The sequence below is a fragment of the Frigoribacterium sp. Leaf415 genome (assembly GCF_001424645.1).
Lineage (GTDB): Bacteria > Actinomycetota > Actinomycetes > Actinomycetales > Microbacteriaceae > Frigoribacterium.
On sequence record NZ_LMQR01000001.1, the window covers coordinates 151,789 to 169,688 of the forward strand.

Genomic DNA, 17,900 nt, shown 5'->3' on the forward strand with positions numbered 1-17,900 from the left:
GGTCAGGCGGGCTCGGCGGCGGCGGCGAGCACGGTCGCGATCGTGCGGGGGTGGGCGAGCACGCGGAAGTGCCCGCCCGCGTGGAGGCGGACGTTGACGGCGCCGGGCAGCTCGCTGCCCTCGGGGATGTGCGGGTCGAACTCGCCGAAGACCGAGGTGATGCGACCGTTGACCGACTCGTCCCGGGCGAGCAGCATCGTCGTCGCGTCACGCGGCGAGAAGGCCCGCAGGGCGGGCAGCACCAGCCAGGTGGCGTAGCGCGACCCCGAGAACGGCGAACAGACGGCGACCATCGAGCGCACCCGGCGGGTCTCGTCGAGCAGCGCCATGACGTACTTGCCGATCAGGCCGCCCTTGCTGTGGGCGACGATCACGACGTCGGTGAGTCCGTGGGTGAGCAGGTACGCGGCGACGTCGCGCGCGGTGGCCTCGACCGGGCGGCTGTTCCAGCGCAGGTCGTCCAACACGTGCACGGGATGGCCCTCGGCGTGCAGGCGTTCGATCATCGGTCGCAGGAACGACCAGGTCTCCCACACGCCGGGGATCACGAGCACGGGCCGACCGGTGCCGCCGAGGTAGCGGTCGGGGTCGCGCGGACTCGTGACGGCGCGCACCTGCCAGACGGCGGCGTAGGCGTAGTCCTGCACCCACCACGCGGCGTGACGGACGAGGACGCGGAGGTGGGGCACCACCCGACCCTAGGCCCGGAGCAGGCCGCGTGCCGAGATGTCATGACGTGCCGCTCACCTCTGGAGGTGAGCGGCACGTCGTGACATCTCGACCGGTCGGGTCAGACGCTGTCAGGGTCGAGGACGAGCGTCGTGCCCTCGAACAGGTGCTGCGCGTCGTCGATGACCTGGAGGCCCTGGTTCATGAAGAGGAGCGCCGAGACCGAGATGCCGAAGCGCTGGGCCACGACGTCGATCAGGTCGTCGGGTGCGACGGTGTACCGCTTGGGGGCCCCGGACGCCGTGGTCGCCTCGAGCGTCCCCGAGGCGAAGGCCACCGCACCCGAGTCGACCGGGACGATGTTCGTCTGCCGCGGCGGCACCGACCAGGCGACCGAGGCCACGGCGAGCACCTTCCCGGTCGAGATCTCGACGGGGACGTCCGAGGAGGTGCTGGTCGAGTACACGACGAGCGTCGAGAGGTACGACGGCTGGCTGATCGAGCCGAAGCTGCCCGAGGCACCCGTCGGGGTCGTGACCGACGCCCCGAGCTCGACGCCCCCGTCGCCGCCGTACGTGACGCCGTCGCCGACGGACGGGGCGACCTGGTAGAACGCGACCCCCACCGGGACGGGCAGGCTCGAGGTGGCGTCCGTGACCTCGGCCGCGTAGGTGTCGTCGCCCCCGGCGACGACGCGGTAGTGCAGGTGGATGCTGCCCTTGGGGGAGGCGACGTCGCCCTCGGCGACGACCGTGCCGGCCGCGACCGGGGTGATGAAGGGCGCCGGCACGGCGGCGTCCTGAGGCGGAGGGGTGGCCGCCCGGGGCGATGGCGTGGCGGGGGCCGTCGGCGTCGGCGACGGGGTCGCGCTCGGGGTGGGCGTCGAGGTGCGGGCGACCGTGGTCGGGCGCGGGGACTCGGTCGGGGCACCGGCCGCGAGCGGGGCCGAGCCGCTCGTGAACAGGACCGCGCTCACCACGACGGAGACGAGGGCCGCGGCGGCGACGACGCCACCGACGATCGCGAGGCGGCGGCGGCCGGACCGGGGTGCGGGTTCGTCGTCCGGGTCGTCGTCGGTCGCGCTCGCCGGGTCGGCCGACGCCGCGGTCGCGGCACCGGCCGTGCCTGTGGTGCCGCGGTGCGACCACGCGACGAGCCGGGGTTCGGCACCGTCGGGCGCGTCGTCCGCGGCGGGGTCGTCGCCGGTGTCGGACGCGCGGGGCGCGAAGAGCTCGTGACCGGGCGTGACCTCGTCGTCGCCGTCCGCCCCCGGTGTGTGTCGTGCCATGGTGCCCCCTCGGCGATGATCCTAGGGGACGGGGTGGGCCGGGTCGAGACCGATCGGTCCGGCGCCGGGGCGGGTACGAGCCTGGAACAGCCTGTGAACCCCGGCGGTGGTCGGACACCCGGCCTACCGTCACGGTGGTACCGGGTCAGTCCGGTCGACCCACAACCAGGAGGTACGTCATGTCCGTTGGCGACAAGGCAAAAGATTTCGTCCAGAAGGCCGCCGGCAAGGCCGAAGAGGCCGTCGGCAAGCGCACGGACGACGAAGAGCTCACGAAGCAGGGCCACAAGGACCAGCACATGAGCGAAGAGCGTCTCGAGACCGAGAAGGCCAAGGACGACCTCGGCAAGAGCTGATCGTCCCGCCGACCTCGGTCGGCACACCCAAGGGCTCGACATCCGCGGATGTCGGGCCCTTCGTCGTCCCCCCGCGTCCTGGACGCGGGCCTAGCCGGCATCCGGCTCGTGCCGGAAGAGGTGCCGCTGTATCGCGAGGGCGAGCGCCCTCAGGGCCGTGGCGTCCTCGGTCGAGAAGCGCCGCGCCTCCGTGTCCATGACGCAGAGCGCGCCGACGCGCTGACCGTCCGGGGCCTCGAGGGGGTAGCCGGCGTAGAACCGGATGCCGGGTTCGCCTGCGACGACCGAGTAGTCGGCGTAGCGCGAGTCCAGGCTGGCGTCCTCGATCACCAGATGGCCGGTGCGGCGGATGGTCGTGTCGCAGAACGACTCGGAACGGGGCAAGGCCAGGGCGTCCGTCCCCGACACCGATCTCATCTCCTGGGTGTCGCGGCCGATCAGGGTGACCGCCGCGAGGGTCGTGCCGAAGAGCTGTCGGGCCCGGTCGGTGAGCTGGTCGAGTTCGGGGTCGTCGTCGGTTCCGCGGAGTCGCTCGAGACGGTCGAGTGAGCGGAGGCGTGCCTTCTCGTCCGCCTGCACGGTGTCCTCGGCCGCCGGGCGCGCCGGGTCGAGCCCGTCGCTGATGTGCAGGGCGATCGGGGCGGCCCACCGCGCGTAGACGGGAGCGCTCTCGGCCTCGAAGGCGTGGCCCTCGGCCTCGGGCACGAAGACCATCGAGGGATGGCTGGCCACGACCCGCCGCATCACGTCGTTGAGGCGGGCCGAGTTCCGGTCGACGAGCCGACCGAGTCGCGGCGGGAAGTGCGGGTTCACGGTGAAGGACGGGATGCCGAGCACGTAGGTGGTGGTCGCCGTGGGAGCACGGCTCGCGATGTCCGTCAGCAGTGCCGACAGGTCGTCGGCCCAGGTCGCGACGTCGATCAGCGACAGGGCTTCGTTCGCGCCGAACGACAACACGATGGCGTCGAAGCGCGCGAGGTCGATCTCGGCGACGGCCGCCGGACCCTGCCGGACGGTCATCCGACCGTCGACGACGATGTCGACGTCCGTCGCCCGCCCGGTCAGTGCCGTCAGGCTGCGGGCCAGATGACCGGGCAGGCCGAGCTCGTGGGTCCGGACCCCACGACCTGTGGCGACTCCGTCACCCACCAGCAGCACGCGATCGGGGTCGGTGCCCGGCGCGTGCAGGTGGGGCGAATCGGTCGCGACGACGTGGCGCTCCCACGAGTGGGGGCTCGCGGTGAGCCAGGTCCGGATCAGAGGGCGGGCGAGAGCGTGGGTGACGGCGGACAGCATGGAGGCCTCGCATCGGCGGGAGAGATGCCGTCACGGGGACGGCTCGAAGAAACCCCCGTCACGCGTTCGACGATGCTGGCCTGGTCCGACCGAGCGTAGGCACCGGTCGCCGACCGCGGCCCCTGAACGCCGGGGGCTTGACAAGGCCGACCGCGAGAGAATCGTGCAGAGTGTGCAAAACGCACGCCGATCGTGCTTCGGTGGAGGCATGAACCGCTCGATCCGTTCCCTCGTCCCCGCCGCGGTCGTCATGGCGTCCGTCGTCGTCGTCTCGGGCTGCTCGTCGTCGAGCGGCCCCGAGACGACGGCGACCCCCACCGTGACCGTCACGGCCTCACCGACGCCCGGCACGTCGACTCCCACCGCCGCCACCACGGCGACGCCGGGCCCCGACGGGGCCTCGGGAGGCGGCGGCGACCTGGGCGACGACGCCACGGGCGACGCGTCCTCGCGGTGCACCGTGGGCGAACTCACCGCCGAGATCGCCGACGGAGGTGGGGGCGCGGCCGGCAGCTACGGCGTCGCCATCATCCTGACGAACAGCGGCCAGCGGTCCTGCACCCTGCAGGGTTGGCCGGGCGTCTCGTTCGTCGGCGACGGGAACGGGACCCAGATCGGCGCGTCGGCCGCGCTCGACCGCTCGTCCTCGCACGAGACCCACACCCTCGCCCCCGGTGGTGAGGTGCAGACGATCGTGCGGATCGCCCAGACGGGGAACTACGACGCGGCCGAGTGCCGGCCGCAGGCGACGGACGGGTTCCGTGTCTACCCGCCCGGCTCGCTCGAGTCGATCTTCGTCCCCGCGTCGGGGTCGAGCTACGAGGCGTGCGCGAACGCGCAGGTGCAGCAGATGACGGTCAGCGCGCTGGCCACCTTCTGACGCCGCGGGAGTCAGGCCGGCATCCATCCGAGAAGACGCGAATCGTCCTCCCGTGGGCGACGGTTCGACGTCTCGGGGCCCCCTCGACGGGTGAGGTCATCCTCGAGGCGCACGGTCTGCGACCCGCGGAGGACGCGTGGCGACGCCGGGCGTTCGTACGCTGGCACCTCCTCGAAGGAGAGCTGCCATGACCGAGACCCGACTCGACCGCCCCACCGTGCCGACCGCCCGACGGCAGGGGGCCCGGGCCGGGACGGCGGCCCGCGCCGCCGGTCGGGTCGCGGTGGTGGCGGCCGGAGCCCTGGTGCTCGGCGGCCTGACCAGCCCCGCGCAGGGCTTCCTGCCCGAATGGCTCGGAGGATTCGCGAACTCGTCCGGTGGCTGGTCGATCCTCGTGTTCGCGCTGGTCGTGACCGCGCGGGCCCGTCCGGCCCTGTCGGCAGTGCTGGGTGCCGTGGCGTTCGTGCTGATGGTCGAGGGATACCGCCTCGTGTCGGGGTGGCGCGGTTTCCCCTACGACGAGCCGTTCCAGAACGTCTTCACGATCCTCGGACTCCTCGTGGGCCCGGTCATCGGCGTCGCCGCCGCCCTCCTCCGATCGTCGTCGCCCACCTGGCGGACCCTGGCGGTCGCACCGCTCTCGACGGTGCTCGTGGGGGAGGGACTCTACGGGCTCGTCGTCCTCGACCAGGGACCGGGGGCGATCTACTGGGTGATCCAGCTGGTCCTCGGCGCGGCCTTCCTCGCCTGGGGTGCGATCCGCACCCGGTCGTCCGCCCGGACGTGGGTGCCCGTCGTCACGGCGGGGTCGGTGGTGGCCCTGTCGATCCTGTTCGTCGTCGCGTACACGGCCCTCCCTCGCCTGCTGATGTGACCGGCCGGGTCGTTTCTCCGATGGGACTCGACCCTCCCCTCCTGGGTGGCCGACGACGCCCAGGCCCGGGTCCGACGCCGGTGTCGGTGTCGGTGTCGGCTATTCCTGGCCGGTGCCGCGGCGGGGTGCCGCGATCGGCGTCGGACGGGGGCGGCCGTGACAGGAGTCAGGATTTGCCGACGGGGTCGGTGCCGGGGCGGGGTGGGCTCACGACCGGCCCGCGCCTCGGGGTCCGACCGGCACGGCCCACGGCCTAGAGGCGGGCCTCGGTGCGTCGCGGCTTCAGCCGGTCGGGCGAGTCGGACGCGGCGACCCACTCGCAGGTGAAGGTGCCGCGGTAGCCGAAGAGGAACCCGAAGCGGTGGTTGTGCACCTCGAGGTCGACGTGGAACGACTCGTCGTCGTCGGACCACCACTCGTGGAGCTCGGCCCGACCGCTGAACAGCATCGGGAAGCGGAACGAGACGGGCCCCTCGTGGAAGCGCTGCGCCTCGGAGCGCAGCACGAGGCCGCCGCGGTCGTCGACCGTCAGGTCGAGGTCGACCGCGAGGTGCTGGTGCGTGCCGAGGTAGTCGAGCACCCGCCCGCGGTCGAGCACCATCGTCGCGTCGAAGCGGACCGGGCGTCGGCCCGCGCGGCGGCGGGGCACGGTGTACGAACGGACGAAGGTGACGGTCTCGCGTCCGAGCCCGTCTCGGTACGGGTAGTTCTCGATGACGAAGGGAACGTCTCGGCCGACGTCGGGAACCAGGATGTTGCGCAACCGTCCGATCTGCAGGAACGGCACCGTCCACCACGGGCCCCGCCGGATCGACGACATGACGCCCCGGCCCACGCAGGCCTCGCCCGAGTCCAGGCCGACCCCGAAGCGGCGCTGCATCATCGGGTGCAGGCGGGTGAACTCCTCGCCGAGGGCCTGCTCGAAGATCGACGTCATCGGGGTGACCGCCTCGCGGGGTCGGGCAGAGTGGCCAGGGTGACCGGCGCCTCCTGCAGGTGGTCGCCCGCGCGCGTGCCGCCCGCGGGCGCACGGAGGGTGCGGGAGGCGCGGGGCCGGTCCGCCCGCCAGAACGCGAGGGCGCTGGCGAGCGGCCACCGCTCGGGTTCGCGGCCGGTCTCGAGCCAGAGGCGCAGGCGGTCGAAGCTGAACGCCGTCGCCCAACCGAGCAGCGGACGCACGACCAGGTCGAGCGGACCCCAGCCCGAGTCGTAGTCGTACCCGGTCAGGAAGCGCGTCCGCCCGTCGTCGGTCGGCAGGTAGCGCCAGTACCCGCGCCCGGCCCGGATCGGCGAGAGCACGTCGTCGGTCGCGAACCGCAGCGCGGACGTGCGCGAACCGTCGGCGCCGTGGCGCTCGCCGATGCTGACGCCCGTGCCCTCGACGGTGTGGACGGGCGTGCGACGGACGTAACGGAACGGGATCGACCCGTCGGCGTCCGGCGGCCCGGGGGTGATGCTCGAGAAGCGGACGTCCCAGCGGACGTGCTGCGCGGGGTCCTGCGTGGCGGCCCAGACCCGGTCGAGGTCGGCGTCGATCACGGTCTCGACGTAGATCTGACGTTTCCCCACGAGAGGGAGGCTAGGGCATGGTGACGGCCGCCGGAACGCCCCGGAACACGGGTCGTGGCCGGATCTAGGCTCACCCCATGGACGAGAGCTTCGAGACGGTCCGCGACGCGTTCGGGGCGGCGGCGCGATGGTTCGCCGAGACGGTGCACGAGCTCGACCGGCCGCCGGCCCCGTGGGAGGCCCCGGCCCTCGGCGCGTGGAGCCGCCGCGACCTCGTCGGCCACACGTCGAGGGCCCTGCTCACGGTCGAGCAGTACCTGCGGCCCGGGTCGTCGGATTCCGACCGCCGCCCCGTCGACTACTACCGGGCGGTCCGGGGCGGCCGCGCCGATCCGGACGAGGTCGCCGAGAGAGGGAGGCAGGCGGGACGCGACCTCGGCACCGCCCTGCCCGAGAGCGTCGACGCCGTCGTGCGACGGGTGACCGGCGTGGTGGCCGGACGGACCGCGGACGCGCGGGTGGAGACGCCGGTGGGCGAGTGGCGGCTCGAGGCGTACCTGCCGACGCGCGTCGTCGAGCTCGTCGTCCACACGGGCGACCTCCGGACGGCCGGCGGGCTCGACGGACAGGCCCCCGAGGTCGCGGGTCGTCAGGCGCTGGTCGTGCTCGGCGCCCTCGTGGCCGATGCTCCGTCGGCTGACGCGCCGCGCCTCCTGACGGCCCTGACGGGTCGCTCGGCGCTCGCCGCCGGGTACACGGTGCTCTGACGGGGCTGCCGGTCTGCCGTCGAACGACGGAGCGGGCCCTCGAGGGTTCGGGTTCTACGTCGGTGCCGGTGCCGGTGTCGGTGTCGGTGTCGGCAATTCCGGGCTGGCGTCGCGGCCGGGTGCCGGGATCGGCGTGGAACGGGAGCGGCCGCGACGGGAGCCAGGATTTGCCGACCGGGGGGTGGGACGCTTGCCGCTTGCGGGGTGCCGCGTGCCGCGTGCCGCGTGCCGCGTGCCGCGTGCCGCGTGCGGCGGGCTGGGCCGTCGGACGTCCAGGCCGGAGCGGGTGTCACATTCGCCGCCGCCGCCGCCGGTGCCGGTGCCGGTGCCGGTGTCGGTGTCGGCAATTACGGGCTGGCGTTGCGGCCGGGTGCCTGGATCGGCGTGGAACGGGCGCGGCCGCGACAGGAGCCAGGATTTGCCGACCCGGGGGTGGGACGCGGGCCGCGTTCGGCGGGCTGGGCCGTCGGACGTATAGGCCAGAGCGGGTGTCAGGTTCGGCGTCGGTGTCGGCAATTCCGGATCGGTGCGGCGGCGGGGTGCCGTGATCGCCGTGGGAGGGGAGCAACCGCGACGAGGGTCAGGATTTGCCGACGGGTTGACGCCGCAGCAGCGCGAGGCGAGCCAGGCTCGGGGTGCGGGCGTGGTGTGCGATCACCGCGATGCTGGCGGCGGCGTCAACTGCGTCTGCCCTGTCTGCCCTGTCGGCTGCGTCGGCTCTTCGGCCCTGGGGACCTCGCTCGTCGCCTGATCCGGTCCGTAACGGATCAGGCCGGCGAACGGATGTCGGGTCGCATCATCGACGGGACCGCTGGGCTTGTCCTGCATGCATCAACGGCTCGACGAGTCGTCGACCCGCTGGAACAGCACGTGGTCCTGCCAGCGTCCCTCGATCTCGAGGTAGGACGGTGCGATGCCGTACTGCTCGAAGCCGGCCTTCCGCAGGACCCGTTGTGAGGCGACGTTGTGGCGGAGCGTCCCCGCCTGGACGCGGTGGAGGCCGGCTTCTCGGAAGGCCCAGTCGACGGCCTCGCCGACGGCCGACGTCGTGATGCCCCGCCCGTTGCGGTCCTCCGACAGCCAGTAGCCGAGGTCACAGGACCGGAACGGGCCGCGGGCGATCCCGCTGAGGGTCAGCCTGCCCACCACGGCGCCCTCGTCGACGATGACGAACGGCTGCGCCTCGCCGCGGGACCGTTGCGCCAGCAGCGACGAGATCACCGACAGCTGCCCCTCGGGCGTGAAGTAGGCGTCACCGCGCACGGGGTCCCAGGGAGCCAGGAACTCACGGTTGCGCGTCAACGCTCGTGCCAGCTCGGGGGCGTCTCGCGGGTCGATCAGGCGGAGGTGGGAGGACACCGGTTCACGCTACCGCCGGCGACGGACGGCGACGGGCCTCGACGCCGCCGAAGTCGACGCGCTACGAGCGCTCGTCAGGCCACGGTCCCACCGCGTTCACGCGGGCGACGAACGCCTCGAACCGGGACGGGTCCGTGCGCCCGCTCAACGTCTCGCCGAACCACGCCGACCAGATCGCGTCGATCTGGTCGCCCGTGATGCTCCCGGCCGTGATCAGCTCGCGCACCATCGGGACGGCCTCGAGTTCGTACTCGTCCCAGGGCGCGCCGTCCTCGGCGCCAGGCTCGAGCCCGTAAGGGTCGAGGTCGTTCAGTGCGACGAGCACCCGGTCGACTAGGTCCCGCCAGGCCTGACTGCGGCGCGGTTCGCCGACGTTCGCGTCCCGTCGACCCGGGAATCCGCGGAAGGCCCTCACCACGGTCGATGCACCCGGCCCTCAGGCCCGGGGTCGGTCGAACCGGGCGCCGCCGGGCTTCGGGCCGAGCAGCGACAGGATGAAGATGACGAATCCCCCGAGGTACGGGAAGAGGTTGATGAGCAGCAACCACCCGCTGAGGTCGACGTCGTGGAGTCGACGGGCTCCGAGGGACAGGAACGGCACGATCGTCCCGAAGAGCAAGACCGTGAGGACGAAGCCGAAGGGAATGAAACCCGGTCCGGGCTCGAGGGTGCCGTCGTAGTCCGTCGTGCTTCCCGGGAGGCCCGCGAGGAACCCGACGATCCCGAGCACGAACCAGATCACCGTGTTCGCGAGGACGACCCACCAGTACTCACTGCGACTCGCGCGCCCCGTGAAGTCGGCGTATTTCTGGAAGAACCGCTTCACCGCGACGACCGGACCCGCACCGTACAGCGGCGCCCAGAGGGGAACGGCCCCGCCCTGGCCGGAGGCGGGCCCCTGCGGCGTCTGGCCGTACGAGGGCTGTGCGTACCCGGGCTGCTGGTACCCGGTCGGCTGCTGGGGGTAGTTCATCGGCGGCGGCATGGGTTGTCCGTACGGTGCCTGCTGCCCGTAGGGCGGTTGCTGCCCCTGAGGCGGCTGCTGCGGCTGTCCGCCCTGCGGAGGCCGTCCGTACGGCGGAACCGGCCCGCCCTGCTCGTACGCTCCGTCGTTCCGATCGGTCATGAGATCCCCCTCGTCCGTGCCGCCCACCGCGACCCCGCCACCCTACCGAGGCGCCACCTCGCCCCGTCGCACCCCGGAACGACGGTCGAGTGGTCCCGAATCGTCCCTGCTCGGCTGACGAAGGACGATTCGTGACCACTCGACCTGGTTCGCGCACGAGCGTGCGGGATCAGCCCCAGCCGCCGAGGTAGGCCGCCACGCTGGGCTCACCCGTCACGGGCGTCAGCCAGTCCACGGAGGCGCGGTGCGAGACGAAGGCGACGCCCGCCCCCCAGCGTCGGGCGCGCAGGGCGGCGCGACGCGACTCCACCGTCACGAGTACGCGGCCCGACCGGTCCACCAACTCGACCGTGCCGAGGGACCCCACGCCGACCGCGTCCGTCGCCGTCCGCAGGTCGCGGGCGACGTCGTCCCCGAGCCCGACCGCCGCGGCCAGCGCCTGCACCCGGGCGTCGTCCGAGCCACCGGCCTCCACCGCAGGCAGCACCCGGACGGGCCCGTCGAACGTCACGACCACCCGGGCGCTCCCCAGCCCCGCCGCGGCAGCGCCCGTCGACCGGCCGAGCACCCGCTGATCCGCCTCGAACACCGACGCCACGTCGTCCGGCACCACGACCGTCACGTCCGGCATCGCCGCCAGCACGCTGTCCACCGCCACGAACGCCGCCCCGGCCGAGATCGGCGTCCCGGCGGCGGCGACCAGTTCGACGCACACGTCCACGGCGCGACTCCGCACCCCGAACCCGCGGGAGCCGCGCACCGCGATCAGGTCGGCGAGGCGCAGGGTCTCGCCGTTCTTCTCGGCCTGGCGCCGCGCCTCCTCGTCCTCGCGATCGGCCGCCGAGGCCACCGATGCCGCCGAGGCCACCGAGGCCGCCGCCCCGGAACCGGAACCGGCACCCGCCGCGCGCCCCGCCCAGTCCGGCCCGTCGTGCCACGCCACGGCGCCCGGCACGTGCGCGAAGACGCCGCCGGCGAGCCAGGCACGGTGCGCCCACTCCCAGTCCTCGCCGCCGTAGCTCGTGAACGACTCGTCGAAGCCGCCGACCTGGTCGAAGAACCAGCGGGTGCAGCAGGTGACCGCCCCGATCAGGTGGCGGTACGACCGGTCGTCGGCGTGCAGCAGGTCGGCCGACCAGCCGTAGGCCTGCTGGAGCCAGCGCGGTTGCTCGAGCTCGTGGGCGGGCCCGGCCACCTCGACCGGTTCGGACACCGGCACGGCGCCGTCGCCACCAGCTTGAACCCCAGCGCCAGCCCCGGCGCCAGCCCCACCGCCACCGCCCAGCACGCCCGCGAAGTCCGCGTGCTTCCGCTGTCCGACCGTGACGGCCTCGGGGGCGAGCGCCGGCAGCCGGGTCAGCCGCAGCACGTAGTCCGGTTCGGGCGACGTGTCGGCGTCGACGAAGCAGAGCACCGACCCCGACGACGCGGCGACCCCGACGTTGCGGGCGGCCGAGAGACGGAACCCGAGGTCCTCCTGCACGATCAGCCGCACCCCGTCGGGCACCGTGGGCGCGGTCGGCGATCCGTCGTCGACGACGATCACCTCGAGCCGTTCGGCCGGGTAGCTCTGGCGGGCGAGCGCCGCCAGCGTCCGGTCGAGCTCGGCCTGCTGCCGGTAGTGCACGACGACCACCGACACGAGCGGAGGCAGCTCGGGCCACACCCCGTCGAGGGCGTCCCACGCGTTGCCGACGACGAACCGCCCGCCCGCGGGAGGCGCGGTGCCGGTCGCGTCGGACACCGGCGACCCGGCGTCGCGGCTCACCAGCGCACCCCCTCGGCCCACCACGCCGCGTAGGCGTCGGCGACCTCGTCGAGGCCGGGCAGGGTGCGGGCGTCGTCGTCGAGCCAGGTCGACGCCGGGTCGGCCAGGGCCTCGGCGATCGCGGCCGCCAGCCCGCCGTCGGGGTAGAGCGTGAGCGTGCCCGGCCGCAGCGTCGCCATCTCGCGCGAGTACCTCGTGTCGGGCACCAGCGGGCGTCGCCCGGCCGCGATCCAAGTCGCGATCGACCCGGAGGCCGACACGTGCTGGTGCGCCGCCACGGGCACCGCCGCGCGCCGGGCCCGGTCGAGCAGCGTCGCGTCGTCGAGGTAGCCCGTCGCACCGAACGGCACACCGAGCGCGGCGGCTTCGTCGACCAGCTGCTGCAGCTCGGCCTCGTGACCCGAGGAGGCGCGGCCCAGCGCCACGACGCCCGTCGCCCGCGCGTCCGGTCGCGTCGCCCCGCTGCCGTCCCGGTCCCCGTCGGCGTCGTGCCGCGCGGCCGCGAGTCCGGCCACGGCCGCCACGACCTCGGCGTGCCCCTTGCCCGGGTAGAAGAACCCGATGACCGCCACGGCGCCGTCCGGCGCGGGTCGCCCGGCCGGCTCGGTCTGCCCGGCCGGCTCGGTCTGCCCGACCGGCTCGCGCTGCCCGGTCGGCAGCGGATGCCGGTCGACGGGCAGGGGGATGACCTCGACCGGGCCGTCGAAGCCGACCCACTCGCGCAGGAGGGCGCGCTCGTGCTCGCTGTTGACGACGACGCCCCGCGCGGCGGCGACCACGCGACCGTAGGCCTCGCCGCGCCTCCTCAGGTTGCGCTCGCCGTCCGACGGCTGGGGCAGGTCGTGCAGGGTGACGGTGAGGGCCGTCGTGTCGGCCAGGTGCTCGACGACGTCGGCCGCGGCCGACGGGGAAGGGCCCCAGAGTCGGTCGGTGAACTGCAGGTGGGCCCGGGGCACGGTGACGTCGACCACGTCGGCGTCGTCCGGGCCTGCGTCCACATCCGGCACCTCGAGCAGGTCGGCGACGTCGAGGGCGAGGTGCCGCCCGGTGCGGGCCTCGACCGTCGCGGCGATCTGGGCCGCGTAGGTCGCGACGCCGTGCTGCGGGTCGTGGTGCGTGACCACCACGGGCAGCTCGGCCAGGTCGATCGTCGCCGCCGCACCGTCCCGCGCGGTCGAGCGGGCCGAGTCGCGCGCGGTCGCGGCGCGGGCCGAGGGGTCGACCGCCGCCCCGCTCACGCCGCACCCCACAGCGCGAACGTGTCGGCGTGGCGGGCCAGCGCGGCCTCGACCGCGTCCGGGTGCTCGGCGTACCAGGAGAGGTGCGCCCGACGGACCTCGTCGGCGTCGACGCGCTCGCCGCCGACGACCCAGTGGTCGGTCGGCTCGTCGTCGAGTCCCCAGGCGTCGATCACGGCCTGCTCGCGCGGGGCGTGCACGCTCGCCAGCACCGGTCGGCCCGGGTCGACGACGTGCTCGGGCAGGCCGAGGCGCTCGCGGACGCGCGAGGCGAGGGTCGTCCAGACCGGGTTGCCGGGGTGGTTCAGGGTGCGCATCTGGTCGAAGCGCGGCGTGCCGGTCCCGTCGGTGCCCGCACCGACCTCGAACAGGTCCGAGGCGACGACGGTGTCGTGGGCGACCTCGCGCTTACGCAGTTCGGCCAGCGACAGCTCGGCGACCGACCGCACGACGGCGGGCGTCAGGGCGTCGGTCGGGAGCGGCCGCCCGGCGGCCTCGGCGATGAACCGGACGTCGTGGTACTCGACCACGGGCGGCACGAGCGAGACGTCGCTCGGCGGGCGGACGATGACGTGCGCGGGGTAGAGGCCCGCGAACCGGACGACGGGCACCCGCACGACCCGCGCCTCCCGGGGCAGCATCGCGGCCAGCTGGGCCGTGCCGAGCGGGAGGTCGTGGTAGTCGTCGCGCACCGGCTGCGAGACGAGCAGGCCGGCCCGGCCGAGCCACCGCTCGAGCTGCGGCAGGTCGGCGGCCGTGAGTTCGTGCACGGGTGGCATGCGGACGGTCGTGAGCCCCGCGCCGTCGAGGAAGATGCGCAGCGACTCGGCCTGGCAGTTGCCCACGACGAGGGCGATCGCCCCGTCGCCCTCGGGCTCGCTCAGACCGTAGAAGTCGCCGTAGTGACGGGTGCGGCCGTCGGGTTCGGTTCGCTGTTCGGACATGCTTCCCTCCGGCCCGCACTCGGAACGGACAAAGGGGGTCGCGCGGGCCTATGTTGAGTCAACAGCGACTTCCCCGGTCGCGTCATCCTTTCCCGCCGCCAGCCCCGGCACACCTCACCCGCATCGTCGCGGGTGCTCGTCGTCCCGCGAGACAGGCCCTGTGCCGGTCCGGCACGGCGAGCGACCTGATCACGCCGAGGAGGCCCCGATGACCCATGACGCCCCGACGTCGCCGTCGACCACGGCCCCGACGCCCGCCACGCCCGTCGTCGTCGCCCCCCTCCGCGTCGCGTCGGTCCCGGCCGGCCACCCGTACGTCCGTTCGCTGCTCGACCCCCTCGACGCCTCCCGTCGCGTCGTGCACCTCGCCGACCCGCTGCCCGACCCCGCCGAGCCGTCCCGCTGGTGGCCCCCGGTCGTGCTCGACGCCGCCTGGCTGCGGGCGCACGCCCCCGAGGTCGACCTGCTGCACGTGCACTTCGGCACGGAGTCGTACCCGACCGATCACCTCGTCGCCGTCGTCGAGGCCCTGCGCGACCTGCGCCTGCCGCTCGTGTACACGGTGCACGACCTGACGAACCCGCAGCTCGTCGACCAGGCGCCCCACCTCGAGCACCTCGACGTGTTGATCCCGGCCGCCGACGAGCTGATCACCCTGACCGACGCGGCCGCCGACGAGATCGAGGCCCGGTGGGGGCGCCGCCCGACCGTCATCGCGCACCCGGCCATCGCCGACCCCGACGCCGAGCTGCCCGTCGGCGCACCGGGTGCCGCGATCGTCGTCGGCGTCCACCTGCGCGACCTGCGGCCCAACGTCGCCGGCGTCGAGACCGTCCGCACCCTGCTCGCCGCGGTCGAGGCCCTGCGCGCCACCGGTGCCGCCGTGGAGGCGCGGGTCGACCTGAACGAGCGCGTGCGCGACCCCGAGCAGGCCGACCGCATCCGCGAGCTCGTCCGTGCCGCCGGCCCGTGGGCGGCCCTCGCCGAGCACCCGCGCCTGACCGACGCCGAGCTCGAGCGGTCGCTCGCCGACCTCGACGTCTCGGTGCTGCCCTACCGCCACGGCACGCACTCCGGCTGGGTCGAGCTGTGCTGGGACCTCGCCGTGCCAGTCGCCGCGCCTCGCGTCGGCCACACCGCCGCGCAGCACCCCGAGCCCGGCACGACCGCGTCGTTCGACCTCGACGACCCCGCCTCGCTCGCCGCGGCCGTGATCGCCCTGGTCAGCCCGCACGCCGTCGACGAGACCGCCGACGCGCACGACGACCCGGCCCGCGTGCCGGCCTCCCGCCGCGGCACCCCGCACCGCGCCGCGCTGCAGCAGCAGCGCCGGTCCGTGCGACGGCGACAGCGCCACGACGTGGCCGCCGCCCACCTCGCGGTGTACGAGCGCGCCCTCGCGACGGTCGCGGCGGTGACGGCGTGACCCGCGCCTCCCGGCCCCTGAGCATCGTCGTGGTGGCGCCGCTGCGCTACCCGATCCGCGAGCCGTTCGCCGGCGGACTCGAGTCGTCGGTGCACCACCAGGTCCGCACCCTGCGCGAGCGCGGTCACCGCGTCTCGCTGATCGCGACCGAGGGGTCGGACCACCTCGACCAGAGCCCGGTCGAGTTCGTGCTGCCCGCCGTGGTCTTCGACGATCCGGCCGAGGCGACGGACACGACCTACCCCGACGGCTACCTCGAGCGTGCGCTGCCGGCCCTCGAGCGCGCCCTGCAGTACGTCGCCGACCACGCCGACGACTACGACCTCGTCGACAACCACAGCCTGCACGGCGTGCCGCTCGCCCGGGCCGACCGCATCGGCGTGCCGATGGTCAGCACCCTGCACACGCCGACCCTGCCGGACATGCTCGCCGCGCACCGCTCGTCCGACGGCCCGCGCAGCCGCTTCGTCGCCGTCAGCGGTCACACCGCCGCCGCGTGGGCGACCGAGGGTGTCGAGGCGACCGTGCTGCCGAACGGCGTCGACACCGAACGCTGGAGCTTCGGCCCGGGCGGCGACGACCTCGTCTGGTCCGGCCGCATCGTCCCCGAGAAGGGGCTGCACCTCGCCCTCGAGGTCGCCCGTCGCGCCGGGCGCCGCCTCGTCATCGCCGGTCGCATCGGCGACGTCGACTACTTCGAGACCGAGGTCGCCCCGCACCTCGGCGCCACGGCCCACTACGTCGGCGAGCTGCGCCAGCCCGAGCTCGCGGCCCTCGTCGGCCACAGCGGCTGCGCCCTCGTCACGCCCGTGTGGGAGGAGCCCTTCGGTCTCGTCATCGCGGAGGCGCTGGTCACCGGCACGCCGGTCGTCTCATTCGCCGTCGGGGGAGTCCCCGAGGTGGTGGCGGGTTCGGTCGGGGCCGCCCTGGTCCCCGCCGGCGACCTCGACGGCATGGCGCGCGCGGCCGACGACCTGCTGCGCCGGGTCGGGACGGACGCCGACGCCCGCCGCACGGTGCGGCAGGACGCCGTCGACCGGTTCTCGCTGCGAGCCCGGGCCGCCGTGCTCGAGCAGGTGTACGCCGACGTCGTCGCCTCGGACGTCCGTGCGCCCGCTCCGACCGCCGTCGCCGCGGCGGAGGCGACCGTCGGGGGTGGCCGGCACCGCGCCTCCTCGTCCCTCGCCGGTGGCCTGTCGGCCGTGCGCCCGGCCGGCACGGGCCGACGGGTCGTGACGGCGTGACCTCGACGGCCGCTCGCCCGCTCGTCGGCTGGTACGTGCACCACCACGGTGCCGGGCACCGCACCCGCTTCTCGGCCGTCCGGCCGCAGCTCGACGCCGACGTGGTCGTCTTCAGCTCGCTCGCGGCTCCCGCCGACCTGCCGGCCGACACCACCTGGGTCGAGCTCGAGCGGGACGACGCCCCGACCACGGGCCCGGACGGCGTGGTCCGTCACCCGGCCGACGCGTCGCCGACCGTGGGCGGCCTGCTGCACTGGGCCCCGGTCGCGCACCCCGGGCACACCGCCCGCCTGGGCCGGATCGCCGCCGCGATCGCCGGGGCGGCGGCCGCCGGACGGCCCCTCGACGCGATGGTCGTCGACGTCTCGGTCGAGGTGACGCTGTTCGTCCGGCTGCTCGGCGTCGAGGTCGTCGTCGTGTCCCAACCCGGCGACCGCACCGACGAACCCCACCGGCTCGCGTACGACGCGGCGTCGCGCGTGATCGCCCCGTGGCCCGCCGGGACGCACGACTCGTCGGCGCTCGACCGGATCGCCGGGAAGGTGCGCTGGGTCGGCGGGATCTCGCGGCAGGACGGGCGTCGGGCCTCGGTGCCCACGCCGGCCGTCGTGCCCGGCAGCGTCCTCTTCGTCGGCGGTGCCGGCGGCAGCGACCACGACGACCTCGCGGCCGCGGTCGCCCGTGCGGCCCGGGCCACGCCCGGCACGACCTGGTCGGCCCTCGGCCTCGACACCTGGGTCGACGACCCGTGGGCGGCCATGGCCTCCGCCGAGGTGGTCGTGACCTGGGCGGGTCAGAACACCGTCGCCGACCTGGCCGCCCTCGGCGCCCATGCCGTGGTCGTGCCGCAGACCCGACCGTTCGACGAGCAGCTCACGACCGCCCGGGCGCTCGACCGGGCGGGCCTCGCCGTCGTGGCGTCGTCCTGGCCGGCCGACGACGAGTGGCCGTGGGTGATCGAGCGGGCCCGGAGCCTGCAGCCCGACTGGTCCGCGTGGCAGGTCGAGGGTGCTGCTGCCCGCGCCGCCGCGGTGGTCGCCGAGGTCGCCGGTCGTGGCGCGCGCGGCGTCGACCACGCACGCGACGACCTCGCCGTCGGCACCGGCCTCGCCGTCGGCACCGACCTCGCGGGGGTCGCGCAGTGAGCGTCGTCGTC

At 74.4% G+C, this 17,900-nt stretch carries 18 protein-coding genes; 7 read left to right on the forward strand and 11 right to left on the reverse strand.

Annotated elements, in window-relative coordinates; genetic code table 11:
• Positions 1 to 2 precede the first annotated feature (2 nt).
• Together ASG28_RS00765 and ASG28_RS00770 are read right to left on the reverse strand one after the other, a co-directional pair.
• Complete coding sequence (locus ASG28_RS00765; protein WP_055976616.1) at positions 3 to 689, reverse strand: alpha/beta fold hydrolase; 687 nt, start codon at positions 687 to 689, stop codon at positions 3 to 5.
• Positions 690 to 790: 101 nt separating this feature from the next.
• Positions 791 to 1,957, reverse strand: coding sequence for a LysM peptidoglycan-binding domain-containing protein (locus tag ASG28_RS00770; RefSeq protein WP_055970968.1), 1,167 nt, complete (start codon positions 1,955 to 1,957; stop codon positions 791 to 793).
• A 179-nt stretch (positions 1,958 to 2,136) separates the two neighbouring features.
• On the opposite strand from ASG28_RS00770, the gene ASG28_RS16295 reads away from it, so the two are divergent.
• The gene (locus ASG28_RS16295) at positions 2,137 to 2,313 is read left to right on the forward strand and encodes a CsbD family protein (RefSeq protein ID WP_157485593.1); all 177 of its coding nucleotides are present in this window, start codon (positions 2,137 to 2,139) and stop codon (positions 2,311 to 2,313) included.
• A gap of 90 nt (positions 2,314 to 2,403) precedes the next feature.
• Here the strand turns inward: ASG28_RS16295 and ASG28_RS00775 are convergent, their stop codons facing one another.
• Positions 2,404 to 3,609 carry a GDSL-type esterase/lipase family protein gene (locus tag ASG28_RS00775; protein ID WP_055970971.1) on the reverse strand — a complete coding sequence of 402 codons (1,206 nt, stop codon included), beginning with the start codon at positions 3,607 to 3,609 and terminating at the stop codon, positions 2,404 to 2,406.
• A 208-nt stretch (positions 3,610 to 3,817) separates the two neighbouring features.
• Here ASG28_RS00775 and ASG28_RS00780 point away from each other — a divergent pair, with 208 nt between their 5' ends.
• Positions 3,818 to 4,489, forward strand: a complete 672-nt coding sequence (locus tag ASG28_RS00780) for a DUF4232 domain-containing protein (protein ID WP_055970972.1) — start codon at positions 3,818 to 3,820, stop codon at positions 4,487 to 4,489.
• 187 nt (positions 4,490 to 4,676) lie between these two features.
• Positions 4,677 to 5,363: a DUF6518 family protein gene (locus ASG28_RS00785; protein WP_157485594.1), complete on the forward strand. Its 687-nt coding sequence runs from the start codon at positions 4,677 to 4,679 to the stop codon at positions 5,361 to 5,363.
• 253 nt (positions 5,364 to 5,616) lie between these two features.
• On the opposite strand, the gene ASG28_RS00790 is transcribed toward ASG28_RS00785, so the two are convergent.
• Both ASG28_RS00790 and ASG28_RS00795 read right to left on the reverse strand, forming a co-directional pair.
• Positions 5,617 to 6,300, reverse strand: coding sequence for a DUF4166 domain-containing protein (locus ASG28_RS00790; RefSeq protein WP_055970974.1), 684 nt, complete (start codon positions 6,298 to 6,300; stop codon positions 5,617 to 5,619).
• On the reverse strand, positions 6,297 to 6,932 hold the full coding sequence (locus ASG28_RS00795) for an SRPBCC family protein (RefSeq protein ID WP_235477440.1): 636 nt from the start codon (positions 6,930 to 6,932) through the stop codon (positions 6,297 to 6,299). Before ASG28_RS00795 ends, ASG28_RS00790 begins: the two co-directional genes overlap by 4 nt.
• Before the next feature lie 77 nt (positions 6,933 to 7,009).
• Between ASG28_RS00795 and ASG28_RS00800 the strand changes: the two genes are divergently transcribed.
• On the forward strand, positions 7,010 to 7,639 hold the full coding sequence (locus ASG28_RS00800) for a maleylpyruvate isomerase N-terminal domain-containing protein (RefSeq protein WP_055970976.1): 630 nt from the start codon (positions 7,010 to 7,012) through the stop codon (positions 7,637 to 7,639).
• 831 nt (positions 7,640 to 8,470) lie between these two features.
• Here ASG28_RS00800 and ASG28_RS00805 read toward each other — a convergent pair.
• From ASG28_RS00805 to ASG28_RS00830, 6 genes are all read right to left on the reverse strand, one after another.
• Positions 8,471 to 8,998, reverse strand: a complete 528-nt coding sequence (locus ASG28_RS00805) for a GNAT family N-acetyltransferase (RefSeq protein WP_055970978.1) — start codon at positions 8,996 to 8,998, stop codon at positions 8,471 to 8,473.
• A 61-nt stretch (positions 8,999 to 9,059) separates the two neighbouring features.
• On the reverse strand, positions 9,060 to 9,323 hold the full coding sequence (locus ASG28_RS00810) for a hypothetical protein (RefSeq protein WP_055970979.1): 264 nt from the start codon (positions 9,321 to 9,323) through the stop codon (positions 9,060 to 9,062).
• 111 nt (positions 9,324 to 9,434) lie between these two features.
• Positions 9,435 to 9,983 (reverse strand): DUF805 domain-containing protein, encoded by a 549-nt coding sequence (locus ASG28_RS00815; protein ID WP_157485596.1) that lies wholly within the window; start codon positions 9,981 to 9,983, stop codon positions 9,435 to 9,437.
• Positions 9,984 to 10,293: 310 nt separating this feature from the next.
• A complete protein-coding gene (locus ASG28_RS00820; RefSeq protein WP_235477445.1) occupies positions 10,294 to 11,892 on the reverse strand; it encodes a glycosyltransferase family 2 protein in 1,599 nt (532 codons plus the stop codon).
• Positions 11,889 to 13,130 carry a hypothetical protein gene (locus tag ASG28_RS00825; RefSeq protein WP_157485597.1) on the reverse strand — a complete coding sequence of 414 codons (1,242 nt, stop codon included), beginning with the start codon at positions 13,128 to 13,130 and terminating at the stop codon, positions 11,889 to 11,891. Before ASG28_RS00825 ends, ASG28_RS00820 begins: the two co-directional genes overlap by 4 nt.
• The gene (locus tag ASG28_RS00830; RefSeq protein WP_055970985.1) at positions 13,127 to 14,074 is read right to left on the reverse strand and encodes a WcbI family polysaccharide biosynthesis putative acetyltransferase; all 948 of its coding nucleotides are present in this window, start codon (positions 14,072 to 14,074) and stop codon (positions 13,127 to 13,129) included. The genes ASG28_RS00825 and ASG28_RS00830 overlap by 4 nt, the downstream gene beginning before the upstream one ends.
• 208 nt (positions 14,075 to 14,282) lie before the next feature.
• Here ASG28_RS00830 and ASG28_RS00835 point away from each other — a divergent pair, with 208 nt between their 5' ends.
• From ASG28_RS00835 to ASG28_RS00845, 3 genes are read left to right on the forward strand one after another with little or no spacing between them, the layout of a single operon-like run.
• The gene (locus ASG28_RS00835; RefSeq protein WP_162235689.1) at positions 14,283 to 15,500 is read left to right on the forward strand and encodes a glycosyltransferase; all 1,218 of its coding nucleotides are present in this window, start codon (positions 14,283 to 14,285) and stop codon (positions 15,498 to 15,500) included.
• On the forward strand, positions 15,497 to 16,744 hold the full coding sequence (locus tag ASG28_RS00840; RefSeq protein ID WP_082454173.1) for a glycosyltransferase: 1,248 nt from the start codon (positions 15,497 to 15,499) through the stop codon (positions 16,742 to 16,744). Before ASG28_RS00835 ends, ASG28_RS00840 begins: the two co-directional genes overlap by 4 nt.
• The gene (locus ASG28_RS00845; RefSeq protein WP_082454175.1) at positions 16,741 to 17,889 is read left to right on the forward strand and encodes a glycosyltransferase; all 1,149 of its coding nucleotides are present in this window, start codon (positions 16,741 to 16,743) and stop codon (positions 17,887 to 17,889) included. Before ASG28_RS00840 ends, ASG28_RS00845 begins: the two co-directional genes overlap by 4 nt.
• Positions 17,890 to 17,900: the final 11 nt, after the last annotated feature.

Bases quoted from the DNA above. Each gene is read 5' to 3' on its own strand.
- ASG28_RS00770 (WP_055970968.1), bottom strand. From the start codon at position 1,957: ATGGCACGACACACACCGGGGGCGGACGGCGACGACGAGGTCACGCCC.
- ASG28_RS16295 (WP_157485593.1), top strand. From the start codon at position 2,137: ATGTCCGTTGGCGACAAGGCAAAAGATTTCGTCCAGAAGGCCGCCGGC.
- ASG28_RS00775 (WP_055970971.1), bottom strand. From the start codon at position 3,609: ATGCTGTCCGCCGTCACCCACGCTCTCGCCCGCCCTCTGATCCGGACC.
- ASG28_RS00780 (WP_055970972.1), top strand. From the start codon at position 3,818: ATGAACCGCTCGATCCGTTCCCTCGTCCCCGCCGCGGTCGTCATGGCG.
- ASG28_RS00785 (WP_157485594.1), top strand. From the start codon at position 4,677: ATGACCGAGACCCGACTCGACCGCCCCACCGTGCCGACCGCCCGACGG.
- ASG28_RS00790 (WP_055970974.1), bottom strand. From the start codon at position 6,300: ATGACGTCGATCTTCGAGCAGGCCCTCGGCGAGGAGTTCACCCGCCTG.
- ASG28_RS00800 (WP_055970976.1), top strand. From the start codon at position 7,010: ATGGACGAGAGCTTCGAGACGGTCCGCGACGCGTTCGGGGCGGCGGCG.
- ASG28_RS00815 (WP_157485596.1), bottom strand. From the start codon at position 9,983: ATGCCGCCGCCGATGAACTACCCCCAGCAGCCGACCGGGTACCAGCAG.
- ASG28_RS00830 (WP_055970985.1), bottom strand. From the start codon at position 14,074: ATGTCCGAACAGCGAACCGAACCCGACGGCCGCACCCGTCACTACGGC.
- ASG28_RS00835 (WP_162235689.1), top strand. From the start codon at position 14,283: ATGACCCATGACGCCCCGACGTCGCCGTCGACCACGGCCCCGACGCCC.